Here is a 21,561-nt window from a genome sequence, read left to right as displayed (position 1 = left end):
GTGCTTGAAATAGGATAATAGTCAATACTATTGGGGTAAGTTCACCGGGTTGGCCGCTTTTCATTGATATCTCATCCTTGGCCAAAAACATCCAAAATTACGAACCTTTAAATTAAAGCAGTAGAGCGACACCCGGATAGTTAATTCAGGCAGTATAACACAAAAAGCGCCCTGATAATCAGAGCGCTTTGTAGCCTCACCAGGACTCGAACCTGAATCTGAAGTTTAGGAAACTTCCGTTCTATCCCTTGAACTATGAGGCCGTGTTTACGGGTATGTAACCCGATTTTCGGATGGCAAAATTAATGGAAAAATAGAACTTATCAAATTATGGTGTCATAACCTTTACAGGTGGCTGAGTTTTTCAACTGCTTTCTCGAGGATTGCATCGGGACGTGCAAAGTTGAAGCGCAACAGTTGCTTTTTTTGCTTTTCGTGAAAAAAGCTGCTGTATGGCGCAGCTGCTACCCCTGTTTCATTGAGCATACGGATGGCAAACTCTTTGTCAGATTCTGCAGATATAGCCGAATAGCTGTAAAGCTGAAACCACGTGCCGCAAACAGGTAAGGGGATAAACCGTGTTTTTGAAGTCATCAGTTCCTGAAAGAACTCCATTTTACGACGATAATGCTCTGTTGTCGCCTTGTTCTGTTCTCTGTTTCCGATGCAACTGGCGAGACCTGTCTGGAATATGCTCAAACAGTTGCCATCAATCAATGTTAATATTTTTCGCATTTGAGCCATAAGCGCAGCAGGTGCTGCACAGTAACTCACCGGCCACGACACACGGCATGCTGTGCTTAGAGAATTAATAAGAATGCTTTTTTCTGCCAATTTGGGATACATGGCCACACTCTGATGCCCATGGCCATCATAAACCAGGTGCTCGTAGCGCTCATCACTTAAAATCAGAATGCGCGTGCTGTTTATTATTTTTTGCAATCGCAGCATGTCGAGTTCGTTGAGCACCATTCCCGTGGGGTTGTGGGGTGTATTGATGATGATAAGGCGTGTGTTGCCATTTATCATTCGCGTAACTTCATTCCAGTCGATGTAATAGTTTGGTTCCTTTAGCGAAATATATACTGGTTTTGCTCCACTTAGAAGAATAATAGGCAGATAATCTTCGGACGCAGGCTCAAAAAGAATTACCTCGTCACCTTCGTCTAAAAAGGCATTCATGGCAGCAAAAATGGACTGATTAATGCCGGTGGTAATGGTCACTTCGTGCTGGGGATTATATACATGACCATGAAGCCGGGCTGTTTTCTCCGATATTTGCTCTCTGAGCTTAGGCAAACCGTATAATGGTGATGGAGCGTTTAATTCCAAATCAGCCATCTGACTAAGAGCACCAGATAAATAAGACGGAAGTTCTTCAATGGCATGACTGGCAGCTAAATCAATGGCTCCTTTTGATGTGGCTACTTCGCAGATGGATGTGATGTATCCGGAATCCAGAGAGGATAGTTTAGTGATAAACATATGGGTCAAATATCAATGGTTCGTATAATGAGTATGTAAATATCTCGAATTAACTGTTTTGTTTTTTTGAGAAGAGGTTCAGTTGCCTTAAATACTGACATCTGATAAAATCATATCATAGGTTTTCATTTCACAGTATATTTTTGAGACTGTTTGAAATTTGTATAACACCTGCTTTAAGATTTTTAGACTGATAGACACGATAAAACAGAAAATAAGATAAATCCAATCATCTTTCTCAACTATGCTATCTATCTAAAATCTAACACTTTTTGCATTTATATCTTGTTTTACAAACTAAACTTAAACAGTACATTTAATTTATTCCAAAGACCAGAGCTTCGATAAAAACTTAGCAACTGCTTCTATTACACCAAATTTGGATGGTTTTTAATAATAGAATGCTGTTTTTATTTTTTATATATGTGAAAATTCCCTTGATATTTCCCCTCTCTACCAAATATAACCCCATTTTTTCAAACAGATAGGATTTTATTTAATTCTCTACCATCATAAACGATGCATAAGCAATAGGAAAAGCTTCGCTGGTCAAATTTTCGGGCAGGCTCTTCAAATAAAAAGATAAAGTGCCGGTTTAAACCATTGGCTTTAACACCCCATTCTATCTGAAAAGCTCTTCAAGCACAGATACTGATTTGATTTTGCCTATGCCCGGATAGTGAAGTTCATAGAACAGAATTAGGGCTTCGAGCAGGCTACGACGTTGCTCTACGTTTGAGGCCAGCATGGCGAGTTGGTCTTTGGTCGTGCCAAACAGTTTTGCAAAAAGGCTTGATGTTGCCTGATTTAAGTGGTTGGGGTGTGCGGGTTCCATACTCACAAAATAACCGTCTGAGAGGTCAAACCACATGTGAGAATCATCAAAGTTATTGTGAGGGAAAAATCCAAGATGCTTCGTTAGGTTAAACAGAAAGAAGTGGTGGAAGTTTTCCAGTCCCGGACTGTTTGAGTCAAGATGTACGATGGACTCTGCAACAAAATTAAAAAGGTTCTCATTGGGGCCTTCGTTGCGCAGTATGCGTGTCAGTATTTCAGTTATAAGAAATGCCTGGGCGCGCCGCGTTTGAGAAAAGGGAATGGTACATAATGGGTAGCTTAATTTAAATTCTTTGATGCGTTGAATCTCTTTTTCGGCGCGGTGACATACATCCATATCTAAGAAATTAAGAGACTGCATCAATATAATATTGCTCTTTTTCTTCTTTCCGTAGACACCGTTAACCATATAGCTTTGCATCCCAAAATCACGCGTATAGATGTGGATGATGGCGCTTGATTCGCCATAGCGTGTATGTGTTAATACGATGCCTTCTGTTTTTACAATCATTGGTATGTTCGCTTTCCGGCTTCAAAAATAACGAGTAACAGTTAAAAGTGATACCGAATTTTAGGATTTAGTTGAAAAGTTGGCAGTATTTTGGGTTACCAATCTGCATCCGGATGCGTAATTAGATGTTTTAAGCAGATGGCTGTTTAATTATCAATGCATCTTTGTAATCACGTGTAAAAAGCTTTATTTCAGGGCATCGTGTTTTTTGGCGTCGTTAAATCTTTTTTTGCGGTTTAAATTTGCGGTTTGTTTTAACTTGTCATGTAGCCATATGGCAAGTGCTGAAAGAGATGGAGATAGCCTTATGTCAGCATGTTTTTTTCGCTACAGCGAAACAATAGCGCTACTTTTTTTGGAAGGGAAAGCCCTTTATTATATATTTGCAGCGCAAAAAAGTTCTTATAGTTGCTTGCCCAGATGGCGGAATTGGTAGACGCGCTGGTCTCAAACACCAGTGACAGCAATGTCGTGCCGGTTCGACCCCGGCTCTGGGTACGCTTAAAACCTTCTCGGAAACGGGGAGGTTTTTTTATTATGTCAAATTATCCGTGATTCTCCTCAAATCCTAAGATTAAATTCGGAAATTCTGAGATTCACTATTCCCTTCAAGTGAGGCAATAGCGGCCTTTTGTCTCTATTTATAGCTACATCTCCTTTTTTATCAACAAGCACTGTTTTTTTCTCAATTTTATAAATGGCGTCTGGAGAATTTAAATATCTTTAACGAAAAATGAATTCATTAAAATTATAGCAGGTTATACCTTGCATGTTTAAGCTGTCACACAATATAGTCAGGCGCATACGCGCCTTTATTAACCGGCATCTTGGGCCTTCATCCCTGCCAGGCGATGGCATCGGCTATTGGCGCGAACGTATTTTTCATTACTTCTCTTTGGCCGTGGTTTTTTTAGGGGTAGCAGTATATCTCTATTATGGTCTGTTTTTTCTTTTGGCCGGTCAGCATCATTTTTTTGCCTTTTCAACATTCACATTTGTCTCTTTGCTGTTGGTTGTGAGCCTGCCACGCATTTCGCTTACATTTAAGGTGGGTTGGGTGTTGTTTATGCTCTATCTTTCTGGCGCCTTCCTACTATTTCTGGGGCCACACACCAATATTGGGATGATATTTCTTTTTGCCTGTTCGGTCATGGCCATCACCATGTCAGGAGCTTTTGCAGGCATCATGTTTTTTTTATTGCAGGTAGCCACTCTGGCTGCAGTGGGGGTTTATTGGTATTCAGGTTTTTTTGAACTCAGCAACCCAGCAGACATTTCAATGACTACCTACGTTAACTTGTCCATTAGTTTTCTTGTACTGACAGTGATAACACTTGCGCCATTGATGTCGTTACTGAACGGACTGATGTTTAATGTAAAAAAGGAGCAGCGTTATCTGCGAATATTGCGACAGGAACAGGAACATCTGGTACACGCCAGACAAAAAGCTGAGGAGTCAGACAAGCTTAAAACTGCCTTTTTGTCAAACATGTCGCACGAAATCAGAACGCCGATGAATGCCATTCTCGGATTCTCCAATTTACTCACGCATAACCACATAGGCAACGACGAGAAAAAGGAATTTACCGATCTCATTCGCATCAATGCAAATAATCTGATGTCGTTGGTCGAAGATATAATCGACATTTCAAAGATGGAAAGCGGACAGTTTGAGGTGCGCAATGCACCCTGCCAATTACATCTTGTGTTGAAGGAAGTCTATGAGATGTTTACCGAAGAGCTCTTCAGGCGAGGTATCACCACCGTAAAGCTCTATATGAAAACCGGCTTGTCAGATGATGGTGTACAGATACTTACCGACGGCCCCAGACTAAAGAAAGTGCTGGTAAATCTTGTGGGCAATGCCATAAAGTTTACTGATCGCGGCTATGTGGAGTTTGGATATACGGTAAATAGTGAGCATCTGCTACAGTTTTATGTGAAAGATACCGGAATTGGCTTGCCTGAGGGTGTGGAAGAGCAGATTTTTAGCCGGTTTTACAAGTGCAGCAACAACGATGAAAAGCTCTATGGCGGAACAGGGATAGGTCTTACCATCGCACGTCACCTTGTAAATTACATGGGCGGCAGCATCTGGGTTGAGCCCCGAACCACTGTGGGCACAACGTTTAGTTTCACTTTACCGTTCCAGCGCATTGTGGTAACACCGGCACAAAAAATGCGACCCAGATTATCCGGAAAAGTTAATTGGGAGGGCAAAACTTTCCTGATAGCTGAAGACGAGGAGGATAATTTCCGCTATCTGGAAGTGGCTCTGTCCCTTTTCAATGCCAGTCTTATTTGGGCGCGCGACGGCCGGGAAGCACTTGATATCATGAGCAAGGTGCGCCAGATTGATTTGGTATTGATGGATATTAAAATGCCAATTATGGATGGCTACACAGCCACACGCGAAATCCGTAAGATTAATCCCGATGTACCAATCATTGCGCAGACGGCCTACGCCATGTTGGGTGAACGCGAAACAGCGCTTCAGGCCGGATGTAACGGATATATTGCCAAGCCTGTTAATTACAACGATTTAATTGATTTAATAGACAGGTTTGTATCTTCTGAGTTGCGAAGTACTGCTTCCGGTGTGGGTTCTTAAAACCGCCGCATCAAGCATAAATCATGTTTTATAGCTATTTCTGAGGTTTTCCAAGTGTAATATTGGAAAGATATTTTTATTTTTACTTTTCATTTTCACTCTAATACCATATAGTATCATGACTGGCGATATTGATTGGGGTAATTTATCTTTTACCTACACCAAAACGGATTATAACATCCGGTGTTATTTTCGGGATGGCAAATGGGGCGAGCTTGAAGTGAGCTCATCCGAAATGATTAATCTTCACATGGCTGCAACCTGTTTGCACTATGGACAGGAAGCTTTTGAGGGGTTGAAGGCATTCCGTGGAAAGGATGGGCGAATACGCATTTTCCGACTTGAAGAAAATGCTCGTCGCATGATTTCATCGGCCGATGGGGTTATGATGGCGCGCGTGCCCGAAGAGGTTTTTATTGAGGCTGTGAAGAAAGCTGTGAAACTTAACAGTCGGTTTGTGCCGCCAATGGACTCGGGCGCATCACTATATATCAGGCCATTGCTCATCGGAAGCGGACCCAAAGTGGGTGTGTCACCTGCCGATGAATACCTGTTTATGGTGTTTGTAACACCGGTTGGGCCTTATTTTAAGGAGGGTTTTAAGCCCACCAACCTGATGATTACCCGCCAGTACGACAGGGCAGCTCCCAATGGAACTGGTCACATTAAAGTGGGTGGAAACTATGCAGCCAGTTTGCGTTCAGGTAGTATCGCCAGAGAAAAGGGTTATTCCGCAGTGCTTTATCTCGACAGCAAAGAGAAAAAATATATAGATGAATGTGGCCCCGCCAATTTCTTTGGCATAAAAGGCAACATATATGTCACGCCTGAATCAAAGTCGGTGTTGCCATCCATCACTAATAAAAGTTTGTTACAACTGGCTCAGGAGCTTGGCTTAAAAACCGAACGCCGTCCTGTATTACTCGAGGAGCTTGAAACATTTGAAGAAGTTGGCGCCTGTGGAACTGCTGCTGTTATTAGTCCCATTGCCCGTATCGACGACATCGATACAGGAAAGAGTTATCTCTACAGTAAAGATGGGGAACCCGGTCCGATATCTGTGAAATTGTATAACAAATTGCGCGCAATTCAATATGGTGAAGAGCCTGATAAATTCGGCTGGATTACCTTTATAGAAGAATAAATCCTATTCAATAAGCCAAACATATAACTCCCCATGACGGCCGTGCTGTTTTCATGGGGCGTTTTTTGTTTGGATAGCAGATGTATGGTTTCGATATTTATTATTTATAAACCCAAATTCAATTAAAAACATGAAAACCTTAATCCATTCAATCCACACCTACGGATTGAAAGTTCTTTTTACATCCCTGTTTTTATTCACAATCGGTTTCTCAAATGCCAGTAACATTTTCGATGCAGTTGGTATCCAGATAAATGAAGCTCCCTACCCGGCCTTTGCCGCATCAGATTCAATCAACACGTCAAATAGCGCATACAAGCAAGAAGTGGATGTAACAGAAAAACCTGTAGTCGATTATCCAAAGTATCGCATTGCGGCGAGTGTTGGTTACTCCTATCGCATTGCGAGAGTTAATAAGGATGTTGATCCTCAATTTCACGATTATGTTAGAGATTTAAAATCCGGAATGGCATACTCTTTCGACGGAACGTACTATTTTTCGAGGGTATTGGGAGCCGGATTCAAATATGCCAAATATCAGTCTAGCAACAGCATACATGTGCGTTTTGACAATGGACAGAGAGGTGTTGCCAGCGATAATATTTCAGTTGACTTTTATGGTCCATATCTGGGTATTCGACTGCCAATCCGAAATTCAGAATCTACATTTGTGATAAACTATGGTATTGGCTATTTGGGTTATAAGGATAAGTTTGTATTGATGACTCCCGGCACTTATAAAGGGTCAACAGTTTCGAGTTTCTGTGATTTTTCTTACGATTTGATGGTAATGCCTCAATTGGCATTGGGTCTGCAAATGTCTTATTATGGCGGTATTATTAATCGTTTTGAAAAAACCTACCAAGGAACCACAACCACCGAAAAATTTGAAACAGGTAAAGGAGAGAACCTCTACAGATTCGATTTTTCGCTTGGGGTAAGGTACTCTTTTTAGTTTATCTGCCAACAACCAATTTTTTGAGGATGACGAGTTTCTCTCCGTCGTCGTGCATGGTCTCATAGCCGTAATGCTCACATATAAATTCGATGGTACGGTCGTGAAAAAAGCACACATGTGTGTTGTCACGGGCGTACCACCACGTGTTGAAGTCGGTAGTATCCTTCCATCGCTCGGTGATGATGGTAAGCACACCGGCAGGAATTAGCAGTGAGGTGATGAGATTGAGCTCCCTGCCCGGGTTGAAGAAATGTTCAAAACACTCAGTCGCAAACATAAACTCCAATCTCTCATCGGGCAGTTCAGGGAAAAAGAATGGGTCGTAGTGGTAGCATTCGTAGCCCGAATCAGACATCAGCTGCGACAAAACCGGGTTTGGCCCGCAACCAAAATCGAGCCCTGTCATACCTTCATATATGAATGGCAGAGTAGGTTCAATGGCTTGCTGCAAATGTTCTACATAGCCTTTGCAATCGGGGGTGTTATTGTGTTGGCTGTAGCGGAGTTTTTCTGCTTCTGGAGAGGGTAGAAATTCAACGTCCTTAAAAATCAGATTGCAATTGTTGCATTGCCAGAAAAGTATGTCGTTAATGCCTTTAAATGATTTATGAACATCCTCTCGGCATAGGGTACAAGTCATAATAAAACTGTTTCGTAATTTTCTGATAGATAAGCTTTTTAGGCTTTGAGGGTGCAAAAATAGGCAATCTATACGGATATATTTGATTTTAGACGGTTGAATTATAATTATTTAGCATTTACCCAACCCTTATGCATTGAGTTGGTCGGCAACATGTTCCACTCGCACAAGTTCCTGCCTCACCTCTTTCACTGTATCAAAAAACGAGGATGCCACCTCGTTGACCATTGTGCGGTTGCTTTCAAGGTTTCCAAAGGCTGTTTGAAGCCTTCCCATCACGTTCGCAATGTTACTTGCCTGTTTTTTTGAATCATCCGATAGTTTAATGATCTCTCCTGAAATTACCCTGAAACCGTTTGTTGCATGTCGTGAGCCGTTTGTGTTTGTCTGAATGGTGGCAGCTTCAATGGAAGCGTTTAGCCCAAGAATTTTCACTTTATCGGAAATGTCGTTAATGAAACGTGCAATGTAGGTTGATTCTTCGAGCAATTTAGCTGACTCACCTATGTCTTCCATCATTTTGGCGGTATGGTGAATGAGTTTTTTCTGCTCAACCGACAAGCTGTTGATACGCGATGATAGGTGCTCAATGGCCTTTAGTAGTTCGTCACCGCTCTCTTTTCGTCTCGATATGTCCGAATCAATTGTGGCCAGATAAGCCAGCTTGCCGGTGTCATCGTAAATTGGGGTGAGTGAAGTATGTGTCCATATTGAATCACCGCTTTTAGTAATGTTTAAGGCTTCGTAAAACACAGGTTTACCAAGGTGCGTGCAGGAGTAGAGCCGCTCCTCAATGGCTCCGTTGAAGCTCGTTTGTCTGATGTTGCTGCCGAGCTTCGAAACAAATTCGGAGTAGGTATAACCATACATTCTTGTGAAGCCTTCGTTTACCCATTCGATGTTGCCATCCGGATCCATTATCATAATGGCATTTTCAGTTTGGCGCGCAACTATCGAAAGCCGTTCCATCTCTTTATTCGATTGGGTTGAGTCAATTAATGTGCCTTCAGGCTCATCATTTAATGTGACTTCGACTGTTTCAGTCGGTTTATTCTTTTTCTTTTCGATGATGTAAAGAATCCATCCGATAATAGATGATGAAGTTAAAATGAAAGTAATTAGGTTCATTTGGTTTTGGTATGTAAATAGGCGATGTAAAAATAGAAATAATCGTAAATAATTAGCCCATAACAACTATAAATTGTGATTTCAAGATAAAAGGATGGTAGCCGTAAGTGGTAGTATATTTCTAAGTCTCATACTTCAATTTGGCGTACTGTGCAGGCTTATGCTTTTATTAGCCAAGGAGTTGGTGTTGTGCTATTGCACCCAGAATAGTTACTTGGTTTACTATGATAAAAAAAGCCCCCGGACAATTTGCCCGGGGACTTTTAGATATTAAACAAACAATGTGATGCTTATTTTTTATCACCTTTGCTGCAGCAAGCTTTTTTCTCAGCTTTTTCAGCGCACTCGGCTTTTTTCTCAGTGCATTCAGCTTTCTTTTCAGCACACTCAGCTTTTTTAGCTTTGTCGCAAGTCTCTTTTTTTGCAGGCTCTTGTGGCATTACCTCAGCAAAAGCAGGAGCAGCAATAGCAAGAGCAAAAACAAACAATACGGAAGCTACAAATGATTTTTTCATAATGTGATAATTTTAAGAATTAAACTATAGTTTATTTTGATTAGGTAGATGCTACCTTAAAATCATATACAAACTTAGAACCATTCCAGATAAAATCAAGTTACTGCTGTGTTAAAGCGCGTTAATATAATGTTAATATGTCAGGCACGATGATGTTTTTATCTATTTTTGCTGCCTATGGGTCAAAGAATTATCGACAAACAAAGTTTTTTACCGGTGCTCACGTTCATTATCCTGGTTGTGCTTATCGTGATGCAGGTGAGTTTAATTTTCCGTGCGGCCAAAGTTGAGGAGCAGAATTTTAACCACCGGGTGGCTATGGCACTTAAGGGAGCACGTGATGAAATAGGCGCTCGTGTGCCGCTTTGTAGCGACATGTCTGATTTTTTGTGCGGACGCAAATGCGCCGAACCCGTGCATACCAAGAAATACAAGGAGGTGGACAGTATCATTCAGTCAAACTTGAGTATTTATAACATCGATTTGCCCTACACTTTCGAAGTCACTGATTCTATCTTACATCTGAGCAAAGGGCGCTTTTTTTCGTCTGCATCTTACCTTCAGAATCTCAACGGCCTTGTGGATCAGAATGGCGTGCAGATAAAATTACTATTCCCAACACGTAACCAGTTTATCATCGGACAAATTAGAAGTCAGCTGGGCCTTTCGATATTGTTCATCATCTTTGTGATGTACTCATTTCTTGTTACATACCGGATGTTTAAACGTGAAAAGGCGTTGCTGCTGCGCACCACCGATTTTATCAACAATATGGTACATGAGTTTCAAACGCCCATTGCCAATGTTCGGTTTGCTACCAATTTGCTGAAAAAGGTATCGGGCACCAAGGAGCATCAGAAAAAAACCGATGAGTATTCTGGTGTAATTCTTGAAGAGACACAGCGACTGCAAAATCACGTGGAAGCCATTCTAAAAGTGGCATGTCCAAATGGCGGCGATTTGGAACCCGAAGCCATAGATTTTAACGAGCTTATTGAGTCGGTCATAGCAACTTTCAGATACCGGTTGGATCATACCGGTGCCGTCATTCATTTCTCTCCGGCGCAGCCATCCATCATTGTGAATGGAGAGCGGGGTCCACTTACTCTGGCCGTATCCAACCTTATCGACAATGCATTGAAGTATGTCTGTAAAACACCAGAAATTTTTATCTCAACATCAATTGCGCATAACATGATGGTTTTGAAGGTGAGGGACAATGGAATAGGCATCCGAAAAGAGGATCAGGAGTTAATATTTGACAGGTTTTTCAGGGTGTCGACAGGAGATGTTCACAATGTTAAGGGGTTTGGACTTGGTTTAACTTACGTGAAAAAAGTAACTTTACAGCACAACGGCACAATCTCGGTTGAGAGTATGCCAGAAAAAGGCAGTACTTTTACCATTAAAATCCCAATTGCCCATGACGCCAGCCAAACGAAACTGCATTCTCGTAATTGAAGACGACCCAAACATGGGTTTTTTACTTCGGGAGTTTCTTTCCGCCTCAGGTTTTTATGTGGTGCTTCGTACCGATGGCGATAGTGGTCTCTCTACTTTTAAAGATGGCGGCATCGACTTCTGTATCATCGATGTGATGTTACCCGGTATTGATGGATTCACCCTTGCAGAGCGCATAAGAAGAGAGGATCCAGAAGTGCCTTTCATTTTTCTGACAGCCCGCTCCTTGAAACAGGATAAGCTAAAGGGTTTTAATCTGGGTAGCGACGATTATGTTACCAAACCTTTTGATGAGGAGGAGCTGTTATGTCGTATCCATGCCATTCTGAACCGCGCGGCTGGTCGTGCTTCAACATCCGACAAAGAGGATTTGCCTGAATCGTGCGAGATTGGCAAGTACCTGTTTGACGCTAAAAACCAGGCATTGATATTGAACGATGAGGTTCAGCGGCTTACCCATCGCGAGAGTGATGTGTTGCGAATGCTCTGCTCCAACAAAAACAACATCATTCGCCGCAGTGATTTACTTGAAACTTTTTGGGGTAAAGATGATTATTTTAACGGGCGCAGCCTGGATGTTTTTATCACCCGTTTGCGTAAGCGATTGGCAAATGATGCGTCTATCAGAATCGAGAACATACCCAAGGTTGGCTACGTACTGCACGATGCGGTAGGCACTAATTCAGATAAAGCGTAACACCCATTGATAGATTCCAAATTTTGAAAGGGGTTACATATTTGGTTCTTATCATCTCAAGCACATACGCATCCAATGTACTCATTTCTGCATAGATACCCATTTTTTTAAGCAATCCATTCCCGTTGAGTGAAATTTTGTATTCACCACCCCAAAAAGGCACCAGGTGAACCTTATTCTGGAAATAATATTTGTCCGGATAGTGGGGCGGTAATCTGTGAAATGTATTATTGGTATGCCCCCAGTTGATTGAGAACCCTGCTCGCGGGGTAAGGTTGCCTAACATGCCGGGCTTGAACAGATCCCAGCTGTTTTTAAGGGAGATGGTGTGCACCGTGACGGAACTGCCGCCAAAATTGTGGCTCAGCAATCCATAATACAAGGTAGGTTTATAGCGCCTGCCAAAATCATATCCGGCACCAATCGACATAAAGCCGACTAATCCTGCATACTGCGCCGAATAATGTGAAGGTATGAACCATTTTGGACGATAGGTGATTGTATCGCTGCCAATAATGAGTTCCCTTGGTATATCCATCCTTTCCATAAAACTTTTATGAACCTTTTCATCGGGGCCATGGGCAAAGCTGCTTATGGATAAAAACAATAATAGGGATGATATAGATAGAAGATTGATGCTTTTCACCGCTTAAAATCTGTTATAATTTAAAAATCAAAAAAGTTGAGTATCACACAATCAGTAATGCTCCCTTCTTACCTGCAACGTGTCAGCCTTTACATCTAGAAAGAAAACTTCACCCTTTTGACTGCTCGAGATGGTCAGATAAGGCGGTCCGTTTTTGTATGGCCTGCCCTGCCAAAAATGGTGTGTGTGTCCATGAATCGAGAAATCAACGTTATACTTCTCCATGAGCATGTTAAAATAGAATTCATTCCCGGTATTGAATTGGTCACTCCAGGGAGGTATGTGTGAAAACACCAGGCGATAGATGTAATCTTCACTATCTTTAAGCACCTCTTCCAGCCACTCAAAATCGGGATCCTGTACATTTTTTTCCCAAATCACATTGTCAAGAAATACCAGAAGGCAATTGTTGTGCACAATTGAGAAGTTATAGGGGCCAAACATCTCCTTGTAAAGAAACTCTCCGTTCGAGAGGTAGTCGTGATTGCCAATGATTGTGATCAGTGGATGTTTTAACTTGGAGGAGATCTCCTTATACCAGATAAATTCTCTGTAGATGCCGCTTAGCGTGATATCGCCAAGATGGACTACAAAATCCAGATCATCCTTTTTGTTCAAGTGAGCCACCTGTTTTTCGTAATAATCATAATAGGTATGCGAATCGCCAACCAGTCCGATGGTAAAAGGTCTAAACCCGGAACTGTTAAGGTTTTCTATTTCTCTAATGGCCTTTATGTTAAGGTCTTTATCAGGTGCTCTTACGCCTGCCTTGTAAGGGCTGTACTCAAATAAATTATCACAACTTACAACAGCAAAGGCGGTAACAATCAAAAACAACGAGCGTTTTATATATGTATGTTTCTGAACCATATCAGTATCAATTCAAACTTTTGTTGACAAAAGACTTTTGGCCAATTTGAGCCAATTGTCAAATTTACAACATATTGAGCGGGGAGGGTAAATGAATGAGGTAGAAAGCCCAATTTTGTTACCGGAAGGCCAAAAGCGGTGACCGAAACGTTTTGCGCAAATGCTTTTTTATCTGGACAATAAGAAATAAAGAATAAATGATGTATTTTCGCACGCCCGATAATGTAATTTTTAAACCTAAATAGATGAGTTCAAATCGTAATGTTTCCGGTTGGGTTGTCACCATGGCAGCTACCGGTATCAATCTGATTCTGGGGTTGATTTATTCCTGGAGTGTAATAAAGGCAGCTCTTGTGAAGGATTGGGGATGGACCAATACTGAAGCCTCACTGCCTTATACCGTATGCGTAGCATTGCTGGCGTTTATGACTGTTTTTGGTGGTCGTCTTCAGGATAAATTTGGCCCTCGCATTGTGGCACTTACCGGTGGCATTTTGTTTGGCTCTGGCATCCTGTTGTCGATGTTTGCCACCACTCCGTTTACCATGGTACTTACCTTTGGTGTAATCAGCGGACTTGGAATGGGGTTTGCCTATGCATCTGCCACGCCTAGCGCCATCAAATGGTTCGAAGCTCGTAAAAAAGGACTTATTGCTGGTATTGTTGTGGCTGGTATCGGACTGTCATCGGTGTATATGGCGCCACTTGCCAACTATCTGTTAAGACTTAGCACGGTTGAAAATACGTTCCTAATCCTGGGAATTATTGCAATATTCTTTCTTGTGGTATTCGCGCTTATTCTTCGTAATCCGCCTGCAGGTTTTGTGCCCGTTGCCAAGCAAGGACGCCCTGTTGTGGCACAGTCTGATGACTACACATGGAAAGAGATGATGAAGGCGCGTCCGTTTTATCTGCTCTGGATGACCTATCTGCTAAGCGCCACCGCCGGGTTGATGCTCATTGGTCACATTGTGAGTATTGTGAAGGTGCAGACCAATTCAGATAAGGGATTCTGGATTGTGGTGATCTTTGCCATATTTAATACTGTTGGTCGTGTTCTTGGAGGTTTCCTTTCTGATAAGATGGGTCGTACCACAGCATTGTTGATGGTGTTCGTAATTCAGGCCATTAACATGTTCGCTTTCTCGTTCCTTACAACTGTTCCAACATTGGCTGCGGGTATTGCTGTTGCCGGACTTTCCTATGGCGCACTTTTCGCCCTGTTCCCCGCAACAACAGCCGATTTCTTCGGCATTAAAAACCTTGGTGTGAACTATGGATTTGTGTTCACCAGCTGGGGTATTGCCGGTATCATTGGCCCCATCCTTGGCGGCATGGTTGCTGACATTACCGGAACTTACAGCGCTTCTTATGTGGTGGCTGGTGTAATGCTTCTGCTGGCTGCAATGATTGTTAAATTTATCAAAGCGCCTCACAAAGTTGCATAGTTATTGACTTTCAGCCTAAGCGCTGAATATATAAAAAAGAGAAACCGCAAGCATCATTAATTTTTGCCTGCGGTTTCTCTTTTTAATATCCATGTATGTGGGTGTAGATGTACTAAAAATCTGACGAGTCGTACACACGCACTTTTTTCCACAAATGCCGGTTCTCTTCTACAAATTTAAGGTGAATCGGGTGGGCTTGGTAGATGTCCTGATCTTCCTTCGATTCAAAAAAGAGGATGAGTGAGTAGGTGTAGGAGTGATCTACTACGTCGCGATCCTCGGTAGCTGCCGGAACACCAAAATGGCTTCGTCGTATGGTTTCTACCTGCAACAACTTTTCAATGGCTGCCTCAAACTGTGCCCTGGTTCTCGGGTTATCCGGTTCTTCGAGCCAAAAGAATACATGGTGAACCAAAGTTCCAAACATCCTCTGATGTGGTGGCGTTTGTGATTTCACCGGGGCAATGCACAACATTGCCAATAGCACCAATAAGATGGTACGAAGAATTACTTTAAACATGTCTCTCATAAACAATTGATTGTGATGAAGTGTTGTTGATGTAATTTTATTTATCAAAACTAATACATACTGAAATAAAAGGCCATAGGGGCAATTGTTTTTTATCAGGTAACATTCCGGTAGCTGTGATGTTATTTATATTTCTGAAATAGGTTATCTTTGATGATGCGCTCAAAATCAGTTATATGGCAGGAGATATTGATATGCAAAGCATGAATGGCACCGAACTGCTTTTTTCACTTCTTCAGTTCCTTCGTATAATTGCTCACCTGGTTCGCATACCAGATATGGAGGAAAATCAGGGAGGATTTTTTAACAAAGAGTGCGGACTAGTTTAAAAAAAGTTGTTACAAACTAAATAACTTATTTACAATGACGGAGTTTTGGGATGAGGCGTATAAGGACAAGCAAGAAATGTGGGGGTTTGAGCCTGCAAAGTCGACAGTTTTGACAAAGAACTTTTTTATTGAGCAAAAAGTAAGAAATATACTCATTCCGGGAATTGGATATGGACGGAATGCAAAAATCTTTATCGAGAGTGGGATGACAGTGACAGGAATTGAAATTTCTCAAACTGCCATTGATTTAGCCCGAAAGCACTTTGGTAATGACTTGACAATTTATAAAGGATCGGTAACTGAGATGCCTTTTGACAGCAAATTATATGACGGAGTATTTTGTTACGGATTGATCTACTTGTTAAATGAAAAGGAGAGGAAAAAGCTGATTCGTGATTGTTATAACCAATTGACAGACCGAGGTATTATGGTATTTTCTGTTATATCGAAAGATGCCGAAACTTATGGTCAAGGAAAAAAAATAGGCAAAGATCGATTCGAAATGTTTGGAGGGGTCAAAATTTTCTTTTACGACAAAGAAACAATAGATATCGAATTTGGGATTGCAGGCCTCTTTGAGGTGACTGAAGTAACGGAGAATTTTCCTTTTTACTTAATAAAATGCAGGAAGAACAATGAGAAATAAAGAAAAACTGCGCTTAATTGTATGCAATGATGGCGGGTATAGCACGTCCAAAAGGTTTATATCAACATCTTAACGTTTTGAATGGAGATTCGCTGATAATTCGACCTCATTTCTGGATTTCCCATTTTTATCAATAAATAAATATTTAAGGATTATGACTATGAAACCAACCCTTTCACCAACAGCACCCGCGCAACGTATTGCCATTCTTGATACATTACGGGGTTTTGCCATTTTTGGCATATTAATGGTTAATATGCAGTGGATGAATGCCCCTGTCGCATTCTCCTTTTCGCCCGAAGTATTGTGGGACACACCGCCCGATCGTGCGGCTTCATTTATTATTCATGCGTTGTTCGAAAGCAAGTTTTTTGTCCTTTTTTCCATGTTGTTTGGATATGGATTTTGGCTGTTTCTTCAAAAACCTGTAAGCGAAGGCTCCGGAGTAGTAAAATTATACGCCTGGCGTTTGATATTACTTATATTTTTTGGGGCTGCACATGTTTTGTTTCTCTGGCCAGGCGATATATTGGTGTTTTATGGCCTTTTGGGGCTGGTGATGCTGCTTTTCAGAAAGAAAAAAGATAAAAGCCTAATTAAGTGGGCTGTAGGCTTCATTCTCATACCTTCCACATTAACCGGGCTTTCGGTGTTGATGATGTATTTGGCTTCATTCAGTGCCGAAGGGCAAGCGGCTGTAAATTTGGCGATGGAACAAAGGGATGCCGTAAGTCAAGCGCTCATCAATGAGGCCATGCAAGTTTATCCTTCTGGTACGTTTTGGGATTTAGTGGCAATGCGATTAAAAGAGTACAAACTGCTTTTACCGGCCATTTTCTTCTTTTACCCTTATGTGTTGGCCATGTTTTTATTGGGGCAATATGCAGCACGTAAAGGCTTCCTGATGGATGTGGCTTCAAATGCAAATTTGTTTAAAAAGTTGATGCGGTGGGGATTGTTTCTTGGCATACCCTTAAACCTCTGCTACGGTATGTTATCGATGAACGCTTCCATGAATAGCATGGATGCAAGCACTGTTGTTTCCACTCTGCTCATTGGTTTTGGCGGGCCGCTTCTCACGCTTGGATACGTATCTGCAATAGTGTTACTTTTCAATGGTGGTTACATAAAGAAAGTATTGAGTTCACTTTCTGCCGTAGGTCGTATGGCACTCACAAATTATCTGTTGCAGAGTATTGTTGTGGCATTTTTGTTTCAGAGCTATGGGTTAGGGCTTTATGGGCAGGTAACTGTCTGGCAGGGTATGATTTTAACCATTCTGATTTTTGCTTTACAAGTACCTTTCTCCATCTGGTGGTTGAGTAATTTCCGCTTTGGGCCATTTGAATGGTTATGGCGTAGCTTTACTTACCTGAAGTTTCAACCGATGAAATAAGCATAATCAACCAAGTAACCACATGACACATCAATGCCAGGGTCATTTTTGGAGCAGATGTGTAAACCATGAGAAGTTTACAGCGGTTGGCATTCATAAAAAAGATCCGCAACCAGGCAGTTACTACATTTTGCATGGTTGCGGATGTTTTGTCGTGAAGTCTAGGAATTAAACTCCAAGGGGTTAGCGCATATAAACGATTTTACGCACCGACTCATCTATCTCCACTTCAGTACCTTCCGGAACTTCAATTCTTACCGTTAGTTTCTGATCCCGAAACTTGGCCGTGCGGTTTAATGTATATACTTTATCCAATCGGAGGATGGAGTCTTTTTGCTGCCATGAATACTCAGTCATTGAGGCGTTATGTTCTGCATCGGCCTCATTTTTACCACGACCCTGTCGCTCCAAAGTAATTGCCAAGCGTGGTGCATTCTTCACTACTCTTATTCGGGAGCGGCCTTCAACCCAGAAATCACCGTTTCGTATGGCAACTTCCATGTTTTTAAGTTTTATCATGTTTCTGTTGCGATGATAATAGTCAACTTCCGGAAAGTCTGAAGCTTGCAGATAGAGTTTGCTGCCTCCAATATCTGACAGAATAGTAGTTTCCTCTACGTAGGCATAAGACTTGAACAGTTCAGCCACTTTAAATCCGCCATACGCCAAAAGGGAGATGCCGGAGAGCCACAGAATAAGCCCGAGTGTACCGATGGTTTTACCTCCCTTTCGAAACTGGAATACCAAATGAAGTCCCAGATAGAAAATCATTATTAAAGGAATACCAATTGTAAGCGCCAATCCAATAAGAATAGGAAGTGATTGGTTCGGTGCAAGGAAAATCTCCATTAAACCACCCAAATCGGGACTGTTGGGGAAGATGCTTACAAAGAGGTTTGTAAACATCAGTGACATGGCCATGACCATCATGGCTAAAAAGGTAAAACCTATGAGTATGATGCCGAAGATAACGGCAAACACACGAAGCAACTTGTTTATGCCCGAATCAGGTTTTGGCCCTCCAGCCCAGGCCTGACGCGTTTTGGAATATGCCGGCTCGCCACCATACATCTGCATTCGTTGCTCCATGGTAAGTGCCTTGGGCATCACAATCCAGAGAATAATGTATGGTAAGATGGAGATACCATAAAACAGTCCAAGAATAAAGAGTAAACGGAACAGTATGGGGTCAATGTTGAAGTATGCGCCCAGACCGCTGCAAACCCCTGCAAGCACTCGCGAATGTGGATCGCGGTATAAGCGTTTGGGAACCACAATAGGTGTGTCAGCCTTCTTTTTGCGAACAGGCTCATCATCGTCCGGTTCTGTGTCGGTTGCGTAATCTTCCGGGGCTCCGAGTATTTTTATTACTTCTTCCACGTCGGCAAGTGTTACGGCAATCTCGTTTTGTCTCGTTACCGGAATAAAAAGCTCGGCCATGCGTGCTTCTATGTCATCCAGTGTTTCGCGCGCCGCTTCGTCGGCGCCTAGTCGGGCTTCTACGGCATCCATGTAGGCTTTCAGACGGTCGTAAGCGTCGTCCTCAATTCTAAAGGCCATGCCGGAGAGGTTGATATGAATGGTTTTCTTCATCACGTTACGGTTTTGTGTTGGTTCGTTAATCCACTTTTAGTGCATAATCAATTAAAGTACGCTGCTTTTACCAACAAGTTATCATCCAGGGAAATCCTGCTGCAAACCCTGTTATTTTTAAAAACAGTGTGAGCACGAACAGTATCAGGATGGCAATTAAAAATCCTTTCATGGCTGAGCGGAAAATCAGTCCTAGAATAAGGAGAATTATCATCAGCGGGAAAAACCCCGGCCATATTATGTGTCCAAAGGGAAAATGTACCAGAGACATCCCCAAAAATGGTGTCACATTGTTGATTATTCTTCCCAGAACCAGTATGCCAACCAGAATGGCGGTAAAAATCAGCACGTTTCTGTCCCTTTGGGACATCCGGTTAAGTGTGTCGTTTTTTTTTGTGAAATTTTCAAACTTGTCTTTCACATTGTGATACTGCTCTTTTATAACCTTTTCGATGTTCGACACATTGATGTTTTCGCCACGCATTTCAAGTTTTTGGGCTGCGGTGATGGCAGCAGGCATGGCAATCCATAGAATGATGTAGATTGGGATGATTACACCAAAACTGAGAAACGGCAGAATTGCAAAGATCACCCGCACCAAAACCGGATCAATGTTGAAATAGGCAGCAATACCGGAACATACACCCCCAAGCACCTTGTTGTCGAGGTCGCGGTATAAGCGGCGACGGCGTGCGTAATTCTGATATGTCTCTTTTTCACCCGCTTCGGTTGAATCCTCTGGCTCAGCGCCTGCTTGTGGCGAAAAATCTTCAGGTTGACCCATAATGGAGATAACCTCTTCGGCCATGGCTACCGTGATCACACCTGTTTTGGGGTTGATGCGTTGAGAAAAGAGCTCACTCAATCGGTTTTCAATGTCGGTGATGATTTCCTGGCCGCCCTCTTTGCCATTAAACCATGCTTCCAGTTTTTTAAGGTACTGTTGCAGTCTTTCGTATGCATCCTCATCAATGTAGAAGGCGGTTGCAGCAATGTTGATGGATATTGTCTTCTTCATTTTTGTTGGCTTTTATCGTGAATTAACTTTACGGCATCAACCAGTTCGGCCCAGGAGAGATCCAGTTCTTTCAAAAAGTCCCGGCCTTTGTCGGTCAGTTCATAGTATTTGCGGGGTGGCCCCTGGGTTGACTCTTCCCAGCGATAGCTGAGCAGTTCGGCATTTTTAAGCCGTGTGAGCAAAGGGTATAATGTCCCTTCGACAACAATCATCTGTGCCATTTTAAGCTCATTGATGATGTCTGATGCATAGGCATCATTTCCCGAAAGGATGGAAAGAATGCAATATTCCAAAACACCCTTACGCATTTGCGCTTTTGCATTTTCCAACTTCATATCTGTAAATTTAAGTGTTTTATAGTATTATTGATGGTACCCTGCCTATCGAAATGGCAGGTAATAATTTTGTTCCCGTTGTTTTATTTTGCTCCTGATTGTCGCTTGTTGGTATGGTGTCATTGTTTGTAACTTCAACCTTCTCTGTTGTCACCATTTTGTCTGCAAAATCGTTACAGCAATCATTTAGTGTGCCGTGTCCCGATTGCATCAGGATAGCTGTTAACGCAATAGCAGTTAGCATGGCCACCTGGTTTCGTAAAATTGTTATGGTTAGTTTTTTCATCGTGCCCTGTTTAAAATCTTTTTTGTATTACCAACGGCAAATTCAACTTTATTCATGTCAGATTGCTTGGTCAGCCGGTTCTTGTTTCTCGGTTCGATACTTCTGATTATAGATTACCTTTCTATACACTGTTGTTGGCAATGCAAATATATGAAGATATTTTAGTACTATGCAATACAAAGTACTAATTTTTTTCGGTTTTTGTGAAAATTTTTTTGTAGGTAATTTAAAATGAGGAATATACGACGCATGTCTCTATTGTGTTTTTTTGTTTTGTGATGGAATGGTACAAGGGTCAATGTAAAATGAACCTAAAAATTTGAACCAGATGGCTTGCGTAATGGAAATCTTTGATTCTGCTATTTCGAAAAATTTACGGCTTGGTTTTTTTTCGGAATATTTTTCAATAACTTGTTGTGAATAATGATTTGAGGTGGTGGTTGCCTTTGCTGTGTGATCGTTCGCCTGGCAAATGTTT

At 41.9% G+C, this 21,561-nt stretch carries 21 protein-coding genes and 2 tRNA genes; 10 read left to right on the top strand and 13 right to left on the bottom strand.

From position 1 onward, the window contains the following. Positions 1 to 191: 191 nt before the first annotated feature. The 3 genes from ALKIM_RS0107770 to recO form a co-directional block, all read right to left on the bottom strand. A tRNA-Arg gene (locus ALKIM_RS0107770) sits at positions 192 to 263 on the bottom strand. Positions 264 to 345: 82 nt separating this feature from the next. Next, positions 346 to 1,485, bottom strand: a complete 1,140-nt coding sequence (locus ALKIM_RS0107765; protein ID WP_026474140.1) for an aminotransferase class I/II-fold pyridoxal phosphate-dependent enzyme — start codon at positions 1,483 to 1,485, stop codon at positions 346 to 348. Between the two features lie 622 nt (positions 1,486 to 2,107). Beyond that, positions 2,108 to 2,833 (bottom strand): DNA repair protein RecO, encoded by a 726-nt coding sequence (gene recO / locus ALKIM_RS0107760; protein ID WP_044117813.1) that lies wholly within the window; start codon positions 2,831 to 2,833, stop codon positions 2,108 to 2,110. Between the two features lie 414 nt (positions 2,834 to 3,247). Between recO and ALKIM_RS0107755 the strand changes: the two genes are divergently transcribed. From ALKIM_RS0107755 to ALKIM_RS0107740, 4 genes are all read left to right on the top strand, one after another. Beyond that, positions 3,248 to 3,331: transfer RNA gene (locus ALKIM_RS0107755), tRNA-Leu, on the top strand. Positions 3,332 to 3,602: 271 nt separating this feature from the next. Next, complete coding sequence (locus ALKIM_RS17970; RefSeq protein WP_052345475.1) at positions 3,603 to 5,444, top strand: ATP-binding protein; 1,842 nt, start codon at positions 3,603 to 3,605, stop codon at positions 5,442 to 5,444. A 118-nt stretch (positions 5,445 to 5,562) separates the two neighbouring features. Then, complete coding sequence (locus ALKIM_RS0107745; RefSeq protein ID WP_044117812.1) at positions 5,563 to 6,588, top strand: branched-chain amino acid aminotransferase; 1,026 nt, start codon at positions 5,563 to 5,565, stop codon at positions 6,586 to 6,588. Positions 6,589 to 6,718: 130 nt separating this feature from the next. Further along, positions 6,719 to 7,543, top strand: a complete 825-nt coding sequence (locus tag ALKIM_RS0107740; RefSeq protein WP_026474137.1) for a hypothetical protein — start codon at positions 6,719 to 6,721, stop codon at positions 7,541 to 7,543. Between the two features lies 1 nt (position 7,544). Here the strand turns inward: ALKIM_RS0107740 and ALKIM_RS0107735 are convergent, their stop codons facing one another. The 3 genes from ALKIM_RS0107735 to ALKIM_RS0107725 form a co-directional block, all read right to left on the bottom strand. Further along, the gene (locus ALKIM_RS0107735; RefSeq protein ID WP_044117811.1) at positions 7,545 to 8,186 is read right to left on the bottom strand and encodes a class I SAM-dependent methyltransferase; all 642 of its coding nucleotides are present in this window, start codon (positions 8,184 to 8,186) and stop codon (positions 7,545 to 7,547) included. 129 nt (positions 8,187 to 8,315) lie between these two features. Then, positions 8,316 to 9,314, bottom strand: a complete 999-nt coding sequence (locus ALKIM_RS0107730) for a methyl-accepting chemotaxis protein (RefSeq protein ID WP_026474135.1) — start codon at positions 9,312 to 9,314, stop codon at positions 8,316 to 8,318. A gap of 290 nt (positions 9,315 to 9,604) precedes the next feature. Further along, entirely contained in the window at positions 9,605 to 9,829 is a 225-nt protein-coding gene (locus ALKIM_RS0107725) for a hypothetical protein (protein ID WP_026474134.1), read from the bottom strand. 177 nt (positions 9,830 to 10,006) lie between these two features. Here ALKIM_RS0107725 and ALKIM_RS0107720 point away from each other — a divergent pair, with 177 nt between their 5' ends. Further along, positions 10,007 to 11,290 carry a sensor histidine kinase gene (locus ALKIM_RS0107720; protein ID WP_026474133.1) on the top strand — a complete coding sequence of 428 codons (1,284 nt, stop codon included), beginning with the start codon at positions 10,007 to 10,009 and terminating at the stop codon, positions 11,288 to 11,290. Continuing rightward, complete coding sequence (locus ALKIM_RS0107715; RefSeq protein WP_026474132.1) at positions 11,253 to 11,987, top strand: response regulator transcription factor; 735 nt, start codon at positions 11,253 to 11,255, stop codon at positions 11,985 to 11,987. The genes ALKIM_RS0107720 and ALKIM_RS0107715 overlap by 38 nt, the downstream gene beginning before the upstream one ends. Here ALKIM_RS0107715 and ALKIM_RS0107710 read toward each other — a convergent pair. Beyond that, positions 11,968 to 12,633, bottom strand: a complete 666-nt coding sequence (locus ALKIM_RS0107710; protein WP_235714394.1) for a hypothetical protein — start codon at positions 12,631 to 12,633, stop codon at positions 11,968 to 11,970. The two genes, ALKIM_RS0107715 and ALKIM_RS0107710, sit on opposite strands and share 20 nt — an antisense overlap. A 51-nt stretch (positions 12,634 to 12,684) precedes the next feature. Continuing rightward, positions 12,685 to 13,503 (bottom strand): metallophosphoesterase family protein, encoded by an 819-nt coding sequence (locus ALKIM_RS0107705; RefSeq protein WP_044117809.1) that lies wholly within the window; start codon positions 13,501 to 13,503, stop codon positions 12,685 to 12,687. Positions 13,504 to 13,748: 245 nt separating this feature from the next. Between ALKIM_RS0107705 and ALKIM_RS0107700 the strand changes: the two genes are divergently transcribed. Further along, positions 13,749 to 14,951, top strand: a complete 1,203-nt coding sequence (locus ALKIM_RS0107700; RefSeq protein WP_026474129.1) for an L-lactate MFS transporter — start codon at positions 13,749 to 13,751, stop codon at positions 14,949 to 14,951. A gap of 112 nt (positions 14,952 to 15,063) precedes the next feature. On the opposite strand, the gene ALKIM_RS0107695 is transcribed toward ALKIM_RS0107700, so the two are convergent. Further along, the gene (locus ALKIM_RS0107695; protein WP_026474128.1) at positions 15,064 to 15,480 is read right to left on the bottom strand and encodes a Dabb family protein; all 417 of its coding nucleotides are present in this window, start codon (positions 15,478 to 15,480) and stop codon (positions 15,064 to 15,066) included. Positions 15,481 to 15,656: 176 nt separating this feature from the next. Between ALKIM_RS0107695 and ALKIM_RS19865 the strand changes: the two genes are divergently transcribed. The 3 genes from ALKIM_RS19865 to ALKIM_RS0107680 all read left to right on the top strand — a co-directional run bounded on the left by ALKIM_RS19865 (position 15,657) and on the right by ALKIM_RS0107680 (position 17,851). Beyond that, positions 15,657 to 15,809 carry a hypothetical protein gene (locus ALKIM_RS19865; RefSeq protein WP_157363832.1) on the top strand — a complete coding sequence of 51 codons (153 nt, stop codon included), beginning with the start codon at positions 15,657 to 15,659 and terminating at the stop codon, positions 15,807 to 15,809. A 34-nt stretch (positions 15,810 to 15,843) separates the two neighbouring features. Next, positions 15,844 to 16,455, top strand: a complete 612-nt coding sequence (locus ALKIM_RS0107685) for a class I SAM-dependent methyltransferase (RefSeq protein WP_026474127.1) — start codon at positions 15,844 to 15,846, stop codon at positions 16,453 to 16,455. Positions 16,456 to 16,609: 154 nt separating this feature from the next. Continuing rightward, the gene (locus ALKIM_RS0107680) at positions 16,610 to 17,851 is read left to right on the top strand and encodes a DUF418 domain-containing protein (RefSeq protein ID WP_084555835.1); all 1,242 of its coding nucleotides are present in this window, start codon (positions 16,610 to 16,612) and stop codon (positions 17,849 to 17,851) included. Positions 17,852 to 18,034: 183 nt separating this feature from the next. Here ALKIM_RS0107680 and ALKIM_RS0107675 read toward each other — a convergent pair whose 3' ends face one another. The 4 genes from ALKIM_RS0107675 to ALKIM_RS0107660 form a co-directional block, all read right to left on the bottom strand. After that, positions 18,035 to 19,444, bottom strand: coding sequence for a PspC domain-containing protein (locus tag ALKIM_RS0107675; protein WP_026474125.1), 1,410 nt, complete (start codon positions 19,442 to 19,444; stop codon positions 18,035 to 18,037). 67 nt (positions 19,445 to 19,511) lie between these two features. Then, positions 19,512 to 20,462 carry a PspC domain-containing protein gene (locus tag ALKIM_RS0107670; RefSeq protein ID WP_026474124.1) on the bottom strand — a complete coding sequence of 317 codons (951 nt, stop codon included), beginning with the start codon at positions 20,460 to 20,462 and terminating at the stop codon, positions 19,512 to 19,514. After that, positions 20,459 to 20,797 (bottom strand): PadR family transcriptional regulator, encoded by a 339-nt coding sequence (locus tag ALKIM_RS0107665; RefSeq protein WP_026474123.1) that lies wholly within the window; start codon positions 20,795 to 20,797, stop codon positions 20,459 to 20,461. The genes ALKIM_RS0107670 and ALKIM_RS0107665 overlap by 4 nt, the downstream gene beginning before the upstream one ends. A 19-nt stretch (positions 20,798 to 20,816) precedes the next feature. Then, entirely contained in the window at positions 20,817 to 21,083 is a 267-nt protein-coding gene (locus ALKIM_RS0107660) for a hypothetical protein (RefSeq protein WP_026474122.1), read from the bottom strand. Positions 21,084 to 21,561: the final 478 nt, after the last annotated feature.

Source organism: Alkaliflexus imshenetskii DSM 15055 (assembly GCF_000517065.1).
Taxonomy (GTDB): domain Bacteria; phylum Bacteroidota; class Bacteroidia; order Bacteroidales; family Marinilabiliaceae; genus Alkaliflexus; species Alkaliflexus imshenetskii.
The sequence above is the reverse complement of the archived record's forward strand: the minus strand, read 5'-3'. Positions and strand labels throughout refer to the sequence as shown.

Coding starts and splice junctions, on each gene's coding strand:
- ALKIM_RS0107765 (WP_026474140.1), bottom strand. CDS start 1,485: ATGTTTATCACTAAACTATCCTCTCTGGATTCCGGATACATCACATCC.
- recO (WP_044117813.1), bottom strand. CDS start 2,833: ATGATTGTAAAAACAGAAGGCATCGTATTAACACATACACGCTATGGC.
- ALKIM_RS17970 (WP_052345475.1), top strand. CDS start 3,603: ATGTTTAAGCTGTCACACAATATAGTCAGGCGCATACGCGCCTTTATT.
- ALKIM_RS0107745 (WP_044117812.1), top strand. CDS start 5,563: ATGACTGGCGATATTGATTGGGGTAATTTATCTTTTACCTACACCAAA.
- ALKIM_RS0107740 (WP_026474137.1), top strand. CDS start 6,719: ATGAAAACCTTAATCCATTCAATCCACACCTACGGATTGAAAGTTCTT.
- ALKIM_RS0107735 (WP_044117811.1), bottom strand. CDS start 8,186: ATGACTTGTACCCTATGCCGAGAGGATGTTCATAAATCATTTAAAGGC.
- ALKIM_RS0107730 (WP_026474135.1), bottom strand. CDS start 9,314: ATGAACCTAATTACTTTCATTTTAACTTCATCATCTATTATCGGATGG.
- ALKIM_RS0107725 (WP_026474134.1), bottom strand. CDS start 9,829: ATGAAAAAATCATTTGTAGCTTCCGTATTGTTTGTTTTTGCTCTTGCT.
- ALKIM_RS0107720 (WP_026474133.1), top strand. CDS start 10,007: ATGGGTCAAAGAATTATCGACAAACAAAGTTTTTTACCGGTGCTCACG.
- ALKIM_RS0107715 (WP_026474132.1), top strand. CDS start 11,253: ATGACGCCAGCCAAACGAAACTGCATTCTCGTAATTGAAGACGACCCA.
- ALKIM_RS0107705 (WP_044117809.1), bottom strand. CDS start 13,503: ATGGTTCAGAAACATACATATATAAAACGCTCGTTGTTTTTGATTGTT.
- ALKIM_RS0107700 (WP_026474129.1), top strand. CDS start 13,749: ATGAGTTCAAATCGTAATGTTTCCGGTTGGGTTGTCACCATGGCAGCT.
- ALKIM_RS0107695 (WP_026474128.1), bottom strand. CDS start 15,480: ATGAGAGACATGTTTAAAGTAATTCTTCGTACCATCTTATTGGTGCTA.
- ALKIM_RS19865 (WP_157363832.1), top strand. CDS start 15,657: ATGGCAGGAGATATTGATATGCAAAGCATGAATGGCACCGAACTGCTT.
- ALKIM_RS0107685 (WP_026474127.1), top strand. CDS start 15,844: ATGACGGAGTTTTGGGATGAGGCGTATAAGGACAAGCAAGAAATGTGG.
- ALKIM_RS0107680 (WP_084555835.1), top strand. CDS start 16,610: ATGACTATGAAACCAACCCTTTCACCAACAGCACCCGCGCAACGTATT.
- ALKIM_RS0107675 (WP_026474125.1), bottom strand. CDS start 19,444: ATGAAGAAAACCATTCATATCAACCTCTCCGGCATGGCCTTTAGAATT.
- ALKIM_RS0107670 (WP_026474124.1), bottom strand. CDS start 20,462: ATGAAGAAGACAATATCCATCAACATTGCTGCAACCGCCTTCTACATT.
- ALKIM_RS0107665 (WP_026474123.1), bottom strand. CDS start 20,797: ATGAAGTTGGAAAATGCAAAAGCGCAAATGCGTAAGGGTGTTTTGGAA.
- ALKIM_RS0107660 (WP_026474122.1), bottom strand. CDS start 21,083: ATGAAAAAACTAACCATAACAATTTTACGAAACCAGGTGGCCATGCTA.